11 protein-coding genes are annotated in these 12,715 nt (G+C 63.9%); 5 read left to right on the forward strand and 6 right to left on the reverse strand.

Going from position 1 to position 12,715, the window contains the following annotated elements:
- The first annotated feature begins 2 nt into the window (after positions 1–2).
- Complete coding sequence (locus tag R4P57_RS04575) at positions 3–524, forward strand: CGNR zinc finger domain-containing protein (protein ID WP_317801614.1); 522 nt, start codon at positions 3–5, stop codon at positions 522–524.
- Positions 525–548: 24 nt separating this feature from the next.
- Here the strand turns inward: R4P57_RS04575 and R4P57_RS04580 are convergent, their stop codons facing one another.
- Both R4P57_RS04580 and R4P57_RS04585 read right to left on the reverse strand, forming a co-directional pair.
- Positions 549–1,388 (reverse strand): ABC transporter permease, encoded by an 840-nt coding sequence (locus tag R4P57_RS04580; protein WP_317801615.1) that lies wholly within the window; start codon positions 1,386–1,388, stop codon positions 549–551.
- A complete protein-coding gene (locus R4P57_RS04585; RefSeq protein WP_317801616.1) occupies positions 1,385–2,353 on the reverse strand; it encodes an ATP-binding cassette domain-containing protein in 969 nt (322 codons plus the stop codon). Before R4P57_RS04585 ends, R4P57_RS04580 begins: the two co-directional genes overlap by 4 nt.
- A 181-nt stretch (positions 2,354–2,534) precedes the next feature.
- On the opposite strand from R4P57_RS04585, the gene R4P57_RS04590 reads away from it, so the two are divergent.
- Positions 2,535–3,290, forward strand: a complete 756-nt coding sequence (locus R4P57_RS04590; protein ID WP_317801617.1) for a sigma-70 family RNA polymerase sigma factor — start codon at positions 2,535–2,537, stop codon at positions 3,288–3,290.
- Positions 3,287–4,045 carry an anti-sigma factor gene (locus R4P57_RS04595; RefSeq protein WP_317801618.1) on the forward strand — a complete coding sequence of 253 codons (759 nt, stop codon included), beginning with the start codon at positions 3,287–3,289 and terminating at the stop codon, positions 4,043–4,045. The genes R4P57_RS04590 and R4P57_RS04595 overlap by 4 nt, the downstream gene beginning before the upstream one ends.
- Positions 4,046–4,087: 42 nt before the next feature.
- On the opposite strand, the gene glsA is transcribed toward R4P57_RS04595, so the two are convergent.
- The gene (gene glsA, locus R4P57_RS04600) at positions 4,088–5,914 is read right to left on the reverse strand and encodes a glutaminase A (protein ID WP_317801619.1); all 1,827 of its coding nucleotides are present in this window, start codon (positions 5,912–5,914) and stop codon (positions 4,088–4,090) included.
- Between the two features lie 179 nt (positions 5,915–6,093).
- Between glsA and dxs the strand changes: the two genes are divergently transcribed.
- Positions 6,094–7,974: a 1-deoxy-D-xylulose-5-phosphate synthase gene (gene dxs / locus R4P57_RS04605; RefSeq protein ID WP_317801620.1), complete on the forward strand. Its 1,881-nt coding sequence runs from the start codon at positions 6,094–6,096 to the stop codon at positions 7,972–7,974.
- On the opposite strand, the gene R4P57_RS04610 is transcribed toward dxs, so the two are convergent.
- Positions 7,961–9,286 (reverse strand): MFS transporter, encoded by a 1,326-nt coding sequence (locus tag R4P57_RS04610; protein ID WP_317801621.1) that lies wholly within the window; start codon positions 9,284–9,286, stop codon positions 7,961–7,963. The genes dxs and R4P57_RS04610 overlap by 14 nt on opposite strands.
- Positions 9,287–9,572: 286 nt before the next feature.
- On the opposite strand from R4P57_RS04610, the gene R4P57_RS04615 reads away from it, so the two are divergent.
- Entirely contained in the window at positions 9,573–10,940 is a 1,368-nt protein-coding gene (locus R4P57_RS04615; RefSeq protein ID WP_317801622.1) for a glycosyltransferase 87 family protein, read from the forward strand.
- Here the strand turns inward: R4P57_RS04615 and R4P57_RS04620 are convergent.
- A complete protein-coding gene (locus R4P57_RS04620) occupies positions 10,910–11,179 on the reverse strand; it encodes a YciI family protein (RefSeq protein WP_317801623.1) in 270 nt (89 codons plus the stop codon). The two genes, R4P57_RS04615 and R4P57_RS04620, sit on opposite strands and share 31 nt — an antisense overlap.
- A gap of 1 nt (position 11,180) precedes the next feature.
- On the reverse strand, positions 11,181–12,578 hold the full coding sequence (locus R4P57_RS04625) for a sugar porter family MFS transporter (RefSeq protein WP_317801624.1): 1,398 nt from the start codon (positions 12,576–12,578) through the stop codon (positions 11,181–11,183).
- Positions 12,579–12,715 lie beyond the last annotated feature (137 nt).

The raw sequence follows: 12,715 nt of genomic DNA on the forward strand, positions 1-12,715 counted from the left end.
TTGTGCACATCAACCCTTACGGCGAATATGCGGTGAAACTCGGTATCGACCTGCTCAATTCACCACCCACGTCGGCGGCCGAATTGGGCGAACGCTGCGTGGACGCCGGCCTCGTACCGGACTGGACCGCAACAGATGCCGATCTGGTCGACACCCTCCAATTCCTGCGTGACTGGGCGCGCGTGGTGGACGCAATCACCGACAACGATCGGGCCGACGAGCTCAATGCTCTGCTGGCACAGGCGTCGGCTTACCCGCGGTTGACCAACCATGCCGACGACGGCTGGCACATGCACTATCGCGACCCCAACATCGAACTCGGCGGCGTCATCAGGGCCCTGGTGAGCGTCGGCACAGCCTTGCATCTGACCGGACGCGGAATGTCTCGCCTCGATCGCTGCGCTGCCGCCGACTGCACGCTCGCCTTCGCCGACACCTCGAGAACCGGCAGACAGCGATACTGCGGAACGGTGTGCTCCAATCGTGACGCGGTACGCAGACATCGAGCACGCGCGGCCTCGTGATCGAGGCACAGCGCTCCGCGTTCGCTAGGACTTTCGGTTGTACAGGCGCATCGTGATCGGCCCGAACACCGCCAGCAACAGCGCGCACAGCATCAGTGTCACTCCCAGCCGACCCGTGTCGACATCGCCTTGCATCAGGCCACGCAGCGACGTGACCAGGAAGCTGACCGGGTTGACGTCGACGAATGCGCGCAGCCAACCGGGCATCGTGCTGGGGTCGACGAAGATGTTGCTCGCGAACGTGAGCGGAAACAGGATGAACATCGACACGCCCATCACCGCAGCCTCGGTGCGCACGATCATCGCGATCATGGTCCAGATCCAGGACAGGCAGAACGAGAACACCAGCAGCAGAGCGATCGAGGCCACGACGCCGACGACGCCACCCTGCGGCCTGAAACCGAGGATCAACCCGAGAATCAGCACGATCACCGAAGCCAGCGTGTAGCGCACGACGTCACCGAGCAGCGCACCGACCAACGGCGACGGCCGCCAGATGGGCAGCGAACGGAAACGGTCGAACACGCCCTTCTCGATGTCCTTGTTCATGGTCACGCCGGTGTACATCGTGATCATCACCACGGTCTGCACGAGGATGCCGGGGAGCAGGAACTGGATGTACGCCTGGGTCGACCCGGCCAATGCGCCACCGAACAGGTAGGTGAAGAGCAACGTGAACATGATGGGAAAGGCCGTCACGTCGAACAATTGCTCGGGTACGTGCTTGATCTTCAGCAGCGCTCGCCACCCGAAGCTCAACGACGTCGACAGCGACGACGGACGCGGCGGACGAGGCCCGGCGGCGGCGAGCACATCGATGATGGTCGACGCCTGTGGCGTCGACTGCTGGGCGTCGGTGGTCATGACGCAACCTCGCGGTCGGATTCGATTGCCGAGCCGGCATCATGCCCGGTGAGGGCAAGAAACACCTCGTCCAAACTCGGTTGACCCAGCGTGAACGACGCGATGGGGATGCCTGCGGTCTCGAGTGCAGGCAGCACGGGTGCGGCCTGTGCCGGGTTGTCCAGCCGTGCGGTGACGGTCGACGGATCCGGGTCCTCGGTGACGTTGCCGCCGAGTAGATCTCGCAGGATCTGCGCAGCGGCCGTTCGCTGGGACGCCCCGAGAACTCGCAGGTGCAGTGAGTTCGATCCCACCGACGCCTTCAGCTCACCCGTCGTCCCCTCGGCGATGACTTTGCCGCGATCGATGACTGCGACACGCCCGGCCAATTGATCGGCCTCGTCCAGATACTGTGTCGTCAGTAACACAGTCGTTCCGCCCGCGACCAACGCACGGACGATCTCCCACACGTGGTTTCGGCTGCGGGGGTCGAGTCCGGTGGTGGGCTCGTCGAGGAAGATCAGTTCGGGAGTGACGATGATGCTGGCGGCGATGTCGATGCGACGGCGCATGCCGCCGGAGTAGGTCTTGACCTGTCGGGGTCCGGCATCGGCGATGTCGAACGCCGTCAGCAACTGCTCGGCTCGTGATCGGGCGGCGGGCCGGGAGTAGCCGAGCAGTCGAGCGAGCAGCACCAGATTCTCCGTACCGGTGAGATCCTCGTCCAGAGAGGCGAATTGTCCTGTAAGAGCGACTTTCTGCCGTACGGCCTCCGGTTCGCTCGCCACGTCGTGACCCAGGACCCGCGCGCTGCCTCCGTCGATCGGAAGGAGGGTGGCCAGCATCCGGATGGTCGTCGTCTTCCCTGCGCCGTTCGGCCCGAGCACGCCGTAGACACCACCGGACGGGATGGAGAGGTCGACTCCGTCGACAGCGATGTTCGTTCCGAAACGTTTGACCAGACCGTGTGTCTCGATCGCCGCCATGTCTCTCGATTCCGCCGGTGGGTCGGTCGCCCGATTCCCCACGATTGTCCGATTCTCCACCAAGGATGAAACGCGGTCCACATCTCCGCAAACGAATTTTCGTCCCGAACCATCCTCCGGTCGGTTTGTTCCGAATATGTACTGCGGCGGGAAAACGCGGAGGTTTCGATATGAGAGCGATATGACCACTAGTGTCGTGATCGATGAACTCGATCATGAACCCGTCTGTTGGGACGACCTTCCGATGAGCGCGCCGTTGTCGGGTGCGTCCGGATCGTCGAATGCCGGCCGTGACCGGACGACGTCCGATGCCTCGGAGAACTACGCGGCCGAGGATGCGGTGTGTGCTGTTCCCAGTCCACAGCTCAAGAACCTACGTGCCGATGAAGCGGATCGTCTCCGTCGGTTGATGGCGTCGATCGCGCAGGGCGATCGGGCGGCCTTCGCCGAGCTGTACGACGCGACCTCGTCACGGGTCTACGGCATGGTGCTGCGGGTGCTTCGCGACCCGGGGTACAGCGAGGAGACCGCGCAGGAGGTGTTTCTCCAGATCTGGCGTGCGGCACCGAACTACGACCCGAACCAGGGCAGTCCACTGGCCTGGATCATGACGTTGGCGCACCGTCGAGCGGTCGATCGCGTTCGGAGCGAGCAGTCGGGCACCGACCGTGAGGCCGCGTACGGCGCAGTCAGTCACACACCGGAGCACGACGAGGTGCTCGAGACGGTGACGCAGCGGCTCGAATCGGAGGCCGTGGTCGCCTGTCTCGACACCTTGACCGATACGCAGAGCGAGTCGGTACGAATGGCTTATTACAGCGGTTACACCTATCGCGAAGTTGCGGAGCGGCTCGGGGTCGCGGTTCCTACCATCAAATCGCGCATACGAGACGGATTGATCAAATTGAAGACATGCCTGGGGGTGAATCCGCAATGAACGAATCGTCACGACAACGACTGCTCGACGACGCGGAGGTCTATGCCCTGCACGCGACCACCGAAGCCGAGCGACGCGACATCGAGACGGAGCGGTTGCGCGTCGACGACACCGCACGCGCCCAGTTCGACGTCCTCGTGGGCGAGATCCACGAGACGCTGGCCTTGGCAGCGGCGGCCGACGCCACTCCTGCGCCCGAGCCCCTCCGGCAACGGGTGCTCGACCAGGTCTCCGTCAGCGATCAGGAGCCCACGGTCCACAAGCTGCCACCGAACGTCACGCCACTGCACAGGCATCGGCGGGAACGCTCGAAGGCCTGGCGGTACTCGATGGTCTCGGCTGCGGCCGCGGTGGTCGTCGCCGTCGGCGGAGTGGTGGTCGTCAGCCAGACCATGGGCAACGATGCGCAGCCGTCTCAGGCGGACCAGATCGTGGCCGCGCCCGATTCACGACAGGTGACGGCGGAGTTCCCCGGTGGCGGCTCGGCGACAGTGGCGTACTCGCTGTCCCAGAACGCGGTCGTCGTCGATCTCGATGGAGTCCCGCAGCCACCGCCCGGCCGCGTTTACCAAATGTGGTTCGTGGACGGTTCACCTCGCTCTGCCGGTGTGGTGACCGAGGATCAGCTCACCGCCGAGGACGGCACGGTGATCGACGGTCTCGGGGCGTCGACCAATTTCGCGTTCTCGCTCGAACCCGCAGGTGGGTCGGCGCAGCCCACCGAGGTGCTCACGATGCTGACGTTGGGCGCCTGAGCACAGCACGCGCACAGTCGCCTCGGGCGGTTCGACATTCGGTCAGATGCCGATGTCGAACCGCCCGAGCGTTCTGATCACCGCTGCCATCTGGCCGTAGGCCCCGGTGGCGAGATTTTCCAGCAGCGCCAGCTTGATCTCCGGTGCGTCGCGCGTGAGCGCCTGGAAGTGCTGAACCGACACCACCACGAGATCGACCGGTGTGTCGGCAACCATGTCGAGCAGGAACGGCACCGACATCAACAGGGGCATCTCACCGAAGCTCATGCCGGGGGAGAGAGTCGTGATGCGGTGCTTGCCACCGTCGGCGGCGACGGCTGTGGACGTCACCTCGCCGCGCAGCATCAGGAACAGGCCCGCCGCCGCATCGCCGTGGCGAACGATCACGTCTCCTCGCGCGTAGTGCCGCTTCTCCAGATACGGAGTCACCGCCTCGAACTGTGCGGCGGACAGCCCGGCCAGCAACGGATGCTCGGCCGCGGTGACGACGGTCGGCTGTCGCACACCCGCGCAATGGCGATCGAGGAGCAGATTCTCGGCCCACTGGATGGCCGCACCCAGACTCGAGTAGGTTCGGCCTGCGGGGTCGGCCGGGTCGAGACTCGACGTCGTGTGACCCATGATCGCTCGGGGATCGACCAGACCCACCACACAACCGTGCTCCGCGAGATCCTGACGTAGATCCTCGAACATGGTCCGGGCGATGTCACTGACCTCGTCGACGCCTCGCACATCGATGACGAGGGCGTCCAATTCCCGGTCGAGGTCACCGATCTCACGGACGGCAGTCTCGGCACCGGAGAACAGTAGATCCCCGTGCAGTTCGTACACGCGGGCTCGATCGCCCACGGCAGCCAAGGTGGCCTGTTCCACCTCCGATCGCCGTTTGCGTGAGGGTGCCTCGGTGACCACGTATCGGCGCCGGATCGAGGACTTCGCCGCTCGGGTGACGTGTAGGAAGTGCAGTTCGAGGCGTTTCGAGAGCTCTCGGCAGGCGGCGACTCCGCGGACGCTGTTCCCGTGGGAATCGAGCCGCGGGGAGTAGACGGCGATGCCCATCTGTCCCGGGAGTACCGCGAGGATCCCGCCTCCGACCCCGCTCTTGGCCGGCAGGCCGACCCTCGCGACCCAGTCGCCTGCACCGTCGTACATCCCACAGGTCGTCATGACCGACAGCACTCGTTCGACCAGAGCCGGTGCCAGTGCGCGTTCCCGCGTGCGCGGGTTGACGCCGTTGTTGGCCATGGTGGCCGCCATCATGGCGAGGTCCGCGGCGGTGACGTCGATCGAGCACTGGCGGAAGTACAGATCGACGGCGGCATCGGGATCGTGGTCGATGATGTCGAACGAACGGAGCATGAACCCGATTGCGCGGTTGCGATTGCCGGTGCGCGCCTCCGACCGGTAGACGGCGTCGTTGAACGTCAGCGACCTCCCCGCATACCGCGAGTACGAGGCTCGAATGCGCTCGAAACGATCCTCGGCACTTCGCCCCGCGATCAGCGACGCCGACGTGATGGCACCGGCGTTGATCATCGGGTTGCGCGGTCGTTCGGTGACGGGGTCGAGACTGATCTCGTTGAACGGCTCACCGGACGGCTCGACGTCGACCTTGCTCGCGACGACGTCCAGGCCCCGGTCGGCCAACGCCAGTGCGTAGGTGAACGGCTTGGAGATCGATTGGATCGTGAACGGGAGTCGAGTGTCACCGACCTCGTAGACGTAGCCGTCCGTGGTCGTCAGCGCGATACCGAACCCGTCCGGCGTCACGGCAGCGAGCTCGGGAATGTAGTCCGCCACCTGCCCGGACGTGTCGTCTCGACACAGTTCGTGAACTCGGCGCAGGATGGCATCGACCACGTTGCTCATAGGCCACACTGTATGTGTGATGTCCGATTCGACTCCGCCGAGGTTAGGGGCGGCTGACCCAGAGCACCTCGATGTTCGACGGTACTGTCGGCGTCACGACGCTGGGCGGAGCAGCAGGGCACGGTAACTCCGTAGACTGAAATTTCCATTGTGTTTTCCGGCCGGAGGGAGCGATCTCGTTGGGTGTCCTAGCTCGAATTCAGACGCCCGAGGACTTGCGCGACCTCGGCAGTGCGGAGCTGGCCGAACTGGCTCGCGAGATCCGTGCATTTCTCGTCGAGAAGGTGTCCGCTACCGGCGGCCATCTCGGTCCCAATCTCGGTGTGGTGGAACTGACGTTGGCGATTCATCGCATCTTCGACTCCCCGCGTGATCCCGTCATCTTCGACACCGGTCATCAGGCGTACGTGCACAAGATGCTGACCGGGCGCACCGGTCTGTTCGACACGCTCCGTAAGCAGGGCGGCCTGTCGGGCTACCCGTCACGCATCGAGAGCGAACACGACTGGGTGGAGTCCTCGCACGCGTCTGCGTCCCTCTCCTACGCCGACGGCCTGGCCAAAGCGTTCGCACTCAAAGGCGAAACCGACCGGCACGTCGTCGCCGTTGTCGGCGACGGTGCGCTCACCGGCGGAATGTGTTGGGAGGCCCTCAACAACATCGCCGCAGGCCGCGATCGATCCCTGGTGATCGTCGTCAACGACAACGGTCGCTCGTACGCCCCGACCATCGGGGGCTTGGCCGATCATCTGGCGGCCCTTCGGCTTCAGCCCGGATACGAGAAGGTGCTGGACAACGGTCGCCGCATCGTTCGTCGCATTCCGATCGTCGGGCCCACGGCCTACGCGATGTTGCACGGCATGAAGGCCGGGGTGAAGGACGCCATCAGCCCGCAGGTGATGTTCACCGATCTCGGTATCAAATACTTGGGTCCGGTCGACGGCCACGACCAGCACGCGATGGAATCGGCTCTGCGCCGAGCCAAGGCGTACGGCGGTCCGGTCATCGTCCACGCGGTGACGCGCAAAGGCATGGGTTACGTTCACGCCGAGAACGACGTCGCAGATCAGATGCACGCAACCGGGATCATCGATCCGTTGACGGGACTGGCGCGGTCGAAGTCGGCACCGGACTGGACCTCGGTGTTCTCTGCGGCACTGATCGAGCAGGGCGAACAGAACGAGGACGTCGTAGCGATCACCGCAGCGATGGCCGCGCCCACCGGTCTCGCCGCGTTCGGAGTTCGCTTCCCCGACCGATTGTTCGACGTCGGAATCGCCGAGCAGCACGCGATGACGTCGGCTGCCGGGCTCGCGCTGGGCGGAATGCATCCCGTGGTCGCGATCTACTCCACCTTTCTCAATCGAGCGTTCGACCAGTTGCTGATGGACGTGGCGCTGCTCGGACTGCCGGTCACCGTGGTGCTGGACCGAGCCGGTGTCACCGGGGCCGACGGTGCCAGCCACAACGGCATGTGGGACATGTCTCTGCTCGGCATCGTCCCCGGCATGAAGGTGGCGGCACCGCGAGATGCCGAGACACTGCGAGAAGAACTGGCCGAGGCGATCGCAACGTCCGACGGACCGACTGCACTGCGCTTTCCGAAGGGCGCAGTGACCGAAACCGTGCCTTCAGTGCGCAGACTGGACGGAATCGTCGACGTACTGACCGAGCCATCCGGCGCGACGGGCGATGTTCTGATCGTGGCCGTCGGAGTGTTCGGCCCGCTTGCCGTGCACGCGGCGGAGAAACTCCAGCAGGACGGCATCTCGGTGGCCGTGGTCGATCCCAGATGGGTGCTGCCCATCCCGCAGGCGTTGCTGAAATTGGCGGAGGACTACCGGATGGTGGTCACCCTCGAAGACAGCGGCCTGCACGGTGGTATCGGCTCGACCCTGTCTGCGGCTCTGCGCGGGGCAGGCGTCGACACCCCGTGCCGTGATCTCGGTGTGCCACAACGATTCCTGGACCACGCATCGCGCGAACAGCTGCACCGCGAACTCGGTCTCACCTGCGAGGACGTCGTGCAGCGGGTCTCGCACTGGGTCAAGAGCCTCTGACGCTGGTCTCCCGCTGGACGTCGACGCCGTAGAACGCGCGACGTCCGGCCACTGCACCCGCGACTGCCATCGGAGCCGTCATCACGAGAAGGAAGAGCACCGACGGTTCCCACCGTTGCGTGGCCGAATACACAGCGCCGCACACCAACGGGCCGCACGCTGCCAGCACGTAACCGACCGTCTGTGCCATCGAACTCAGCGATGCAGCATCTCGTGCCGTCGCGGCCCGTAGATTCATCAGCGTCATCGCCAGGGACAACTGCCCACCTTGGCCGAGTCCGAGCAACACGGCCCACAGCAGCGCCCAGGAATCTGCAGAGGACAGCACCCCCAGCAAGCCCGCAACCGTGGGCAACACCACCGCAATTGCCAGAACGCTCTGCCTCGGCAACCTGGTGGCCATGCTGGGCACCGTCAGCGCCGTCACGACACTGCTGAGCGACAGTGCCGTCAACAGCAGCCCGGCGGCGGCGGCGTCCACTCCACGATCCTGGTAGATCGTGGGCAGCCACGCGATCATCGAATACGCCACGAGTGACTGCACACCCATGAACGCCGTCACCGCCCACGCGACGGGGGAGCGCAGCACACCTGAACCGCCCTGCGATCCCACGGCACCGGACACTGCCGTCGACCCCGACCTCGCGAACATCCGGGACAGCAGCGCCATACACAACGCCGCAATCACCACCGGGACCGCCCACAGCCCGAGCACCCACCGCCAACCGCCGTCGAGCGCCTCCGTCAACGGAACCGAGACCCCCGACGCGACACCCGCACTGGCACTGATGACGGCAGTCAACACACCGGTCAGCAGCCCCAGCCGCCGAGCCGTCACCGCCGGACTCCCGAGTCGTTCCTGCGGGCTCCACTCCTGCTCATCGGGTCGTTCCTGCAGGCTCCACTCCTGCTCATCGGGTCGTTCCTGCAGGCTCCACTCCTGCACGATCACGCGCACCAGAACCGGACCCAACACATTCGCCACCGCAATACCTGCAGCCGCCACGAGGGTTCCCGCCACCAGCACCGGCCAGGACGGCACCGCGCGCACCGCGGTGCCGAATGCGATGAGAATCAAGCATCCGACGAGCACGTGGGTGATCCGCGCGCGACGCAGCACATAGCCTGCAGCGGCCGCCCATACACCGAGGCAGATCACCGGTCCCGTCGTCAACAGCGCCATCGAGACGGAGCCGGCAGAGTAGAACGCGGCAATATCCGAGGTGAGAGCGGAGGTACTGCCGAACAACAGCCGCAGACCGAGACCGAACAACACGACGGTGACCACAGCGAACACGGTTCGGGAATTCATGGCCTGCTTTCGGCGTCGGATCGACGGATGGTTTCGATGCCTCACAATGCACTACCGGTCAGATGAGAATCCTCGACCTGGCTACGGGTTCTGTATCGAGGGCCGCACCGAACTCTCGGATTTCACGAACTCGCGATCGACGAATGCAGCGACGGATTCGGAATCGATCGTGTCGTGACATCGAGTCGATTCGTGCCGGGTGTCGAAAATTTTCTTTGCGAATATGTGACCTGTGTGACTGGTGTGTCGATGCTACCGGAACCGTGACGACTGGCATGTTTCGTTCATGACCCTCGTCTTCGACGGTAGAACCGACGTCTCGGACAGCCGAATCGATCCGGCTCTCGGAGACGGTGACTCCCACTGGGCGGCCGTCGAATCCGTGGATGGCACTCCTGCGCGGAATTCCCGGAACGACGGGACCGAGCGACGGCATTCGCGGTGGTTCGTGGCGATCTCGGCAGTGATCGGTGTGCTGGCATTCGCTGCACACGATCGTTTGCTGTCGTTCGACTCGTTGTACGGGTTGTTCGGCAACGGTGTCGACGCTCTCGTCTACAGGCACGGCGGCGGAACCGTGCTCAGTAGCGAAGAGCTGTACTCGTTTTCGTTGTTCGGCACGCTGCCGTTCACCTATCCGCCGTTCGCTGCGGTGCTGTTCGCGCCTCTGGGCTTGCTGTCCGATACCGCGACCGGATTGCTGGTGAACATCTCCAATGTCGTATTGCTCTACGGCGTCGTTCATCTGAGTTGGCGACGACTCGGATACGAGAACTGCACGCGGACCAAGGTGGTGAGTGTGGCTCTGGCAGTGGGCTGCTCGTGGCTGGAGCCGGTGCGCATGTCGCTGTGGTTGGGCCAGATCAATCTGCTGTTGCTGGTGTTGGTGCTGTGGGATCTCGGCCGGCCCGAGGGCAGTCGGCTTCGCGGGGTCGGCGTCGGAATCGCGGCCGGTCTGAAGCTGACGCCCGGCCTGTTCGTCGTCATGTCGATCGTGCAGAGGCAATGGCGAGCGGCATGGACCGCGGCCGTCACCGGTCTGGTCACGGTGGTGATCGGGTTCGTGGTCGTGTCCTCCGACGCGTGGCGCTATTGGACCTCGGCGATCCTCGCATCGGACCGAGTGGGGTCGACCACGTCTCCCGCGAATCAGTCGGTTCGGGGGATGGTGGCGCGGGCGCTTGGAACCGAGCATCCGCCTGCGATCGTGTGGTTGCCTGCAGCGGCGGTGGTCCTTGCTGCGGGGATGTGGGTGTCGTATCGAGCTCACCGTGCGGGTAGAACATTGCTGGCGATGACCGTGTGCGGTCTCACGGCCCCGATGGTGTCGCCGTTCTCCTGGGGCCACCACTGGGTGTGGTGCGTTCCGCTGCTGGTGATCGGACTCGACGCGTGTGCGCGATCCAGGCCACGACACCGCATCCTCCGTGTTCTCGGACTACTCGCCGCCACTGTGCCTTTCGTGGCCTGGTATCGCACACAGGCCGATGTGGTGGTGATCGGCACGTTCATGCAGTCCATATCGCCGATCGTCGACGGAGGACTACGGAACGCGTACTGCGTTGTCTACGTGATCGTTCTGGCGGTAGCGGCCATGGGACTGCTCAAGGACTCGACGATCCGCTACGTCCCTGCCACCCACTCTTCGATCTGAACGCGGTCTATCAGATGGGCCAGGGCGAAGGGGTCGTGTGCGAACATCCGCTCCACACTTGCCTTGTCAGTGCTTTCGACGATCATCGTGGCACCACTGTGATCGGCGAGTGGGCTCGACGATCGGAGGATCTTGCGGCGCTCGAGTTCACGCAGCCACGCGCGGTGATCGGTGCGGTGATCGTCACGGCCCGAGGACGTTTCGGGGGTGTATGCGTATTCGACGACGAACATCGGCATGTCAGATCTCCATGTCCTCGAGCTCCATTCCCTTGGTTTCCTTGATCTTGTACTTGACGAAGAAGAACGACAGGATCGCGAAGAAGGCAAAGAACGAATAGATGAATCCGAGTCCGATGGTGTCGGACAACGGCGGAAAGGCCAGGGTGATGGCGAAGTTGGCAATCCAGTTGGCCGCAGTACTGATGCCGAGGGCGACGGCTCGCATTCGGTTGGGGAACATCTCTCCGAGCATCACCCACATGATCGGTCCCCAGGTCGCGGCGAAGAAGACCACGAAGAGGTTCGCGCCGACGAGAGCGACCGGTCCCCACGGCGACGGCAATTCGAGTTGGTCCCCGCTGCCCACTGCCTGAGTGAACGAGATGGCCGCGAGCACGAGGCCGACAAACATTCCGATCGAGCCGATCATGAGCAGATTTCGTCGGCCGAATCGGTCGACGAACAAGATGGCGACGAATGTCATCGAGACATTGATGACAGAGGTGATCACCGAGGTGACGAAAGACTGGTTCTCGCTGAAACCGACGGACTTCCACAGAGTCGTCGAGTAGTAGAAGATCGCGTTGATTCCGACGAGCTGCTGCAGAATCGCCATCGTGATGCCGACCCAGACGATCGGTTGCAGACCGTACTTGGGTCCACGGATATCGGCGAAAGACGATTTCGATTCCCGACGCAAGGTCAGTCGGATCTCTTTGACCCTTTCGTTCGGGTTCACCTCCCCGGTGATGTCTCCCAGGATGCGAGCCGCTTCCTCGTCGAGATGTTTTCCGACGAGGTATCTGGGCGACTCGGGAATCAGAGTGGCGAGAAAGCCGTAGACAAGGGCCGGTGCGACGCCGACCAGGAACATCCACCGCCAGGCTTCGAGTCCGAACCACAGGTCGTTCGACGGTCCGCCTGCGGCGTTCTGCAGCACCGCGTCCGACAGTAGAGCGGCGAAAATTCCGACGGTGATGGCCAGCTGTTGCAGCGAGGCCAATCCACCTCGATAGCGGGCCGGGGCTATCTCCGAGATGTATGCGGGCGCGATCACCGATGCAATGCCGATACCCAGGCCGCCGAGTACACGCCAGAGCATGAGATCCGGGACGCTGAAGGCGAACCCGGATCCCACCGACGAAATGGTGAACAGTGCGGAACCGAGCAGCATCACCTTCTTTCGGCCCCAGCTGTCGGCGAGACGACCGGCGAACCAGGCACCGACCGCACAACCGAGAAGTGCGATGGCCACCGCGAAGCCGGTGACGAACGACGACAGTGCGAAGTTCTCCTGGATGGAGTCCACCGCGCCGTTGACGACGGACGAATCGAACCCGAACAAGAAGCCGCCGACAGCGGCGGCAATCGTGACTCCGATGACTTTGGCAGTGTGCCGATCGGTGGATTGCGTCATCACGTGACCCAGCTTTCGAGGTGAACCAGCATCCTTGGTGGTCGATCGCCATCATCGTCCTCGTACCGACGGATTGGGAGCGAAATCGACTCGATATTCGAGGCATGCGGGAATCCGCTCACCGAAAAAGGTGAATT

The organism is Rhodococcus sp. IEGM 1330, assembly GCF_033142445.1.
Classification (GTDB): domain Bacteria; phylum Actinomycetota; class Actinomycetes; order Mycobacteriales; family Mycobacteriaceae; genus Rhodococcoides.

What these genes read in the sequence shown, in the direction of transcription:
- R4P57_RS04580 (WP_317801615.1), bottom strand. Translation starts at nt 1,388, where the DNA reads ATGACCACCGACGCCCAGCAGTCGACGCCACAGGCGTCGACCATCATC.
- R4P57_RS04585 (WP_317801616.1), bottom strand. Translation starts at nt 2,353, where the DNA reads ATGGCGGCGATCGAGACACACGGTCTGGTCAAACGTTTCGGAACGAAC.
- R4P57_RS04590 (WP_317801617.1), top strand. Translation starts at nt 2,535, where the DNA reads ATGACCACTAGTGTCGTGATCGATGAACTCGATCATGAACCCGTCTGT.
- R4P57_RS04595 (WP_317801618.1), top strand. Translation starts at nt 3,287, where the DNA reads ATGAACGAATCGTCACGACAACGACTGCTCGACGACGCGGAGGTCTAT.
- glsA (WP_317801619.1), bottom strand. Translation starts at nt 5,914, where the DNA reads ATGAGCAACGTGGTCGATGCCATCCTGCGCCGAGTTCACGAACTGTGT.
- R4P57_RS04610 (WP_317801621.1), bottom strand. Translation starts at nt 9,286, where the DNA reads ATGAATTCCCGAACCGTGTTCGCTGTGGTCACCGTCGTGTTGTTCGGT.
- R4P57_RS04615 (WP_317801622.1), top strand. Translation starts at nt 9,573, where the DNA reads ATGACCCTCGTCTTCGACGGTAGAACCGACGTCTCGGACAGCCGAATC.
- R4P57_RS04620 (WP_317801623.1), bottom strand. Translation starts at nt 11,179, where the DNA reads ATGCCGATGTTCGTCGTCGAATACGCATACACCCCCGAAACGTCCTCG.
- R4P57_RS04625 (WP_317801624.1), bottom strand. Translation starts at nt 12,578, where the DNA reads ATGACGCAATCCACCGATCGGCACACTGCCAAAGTCATCGGAGTCACG.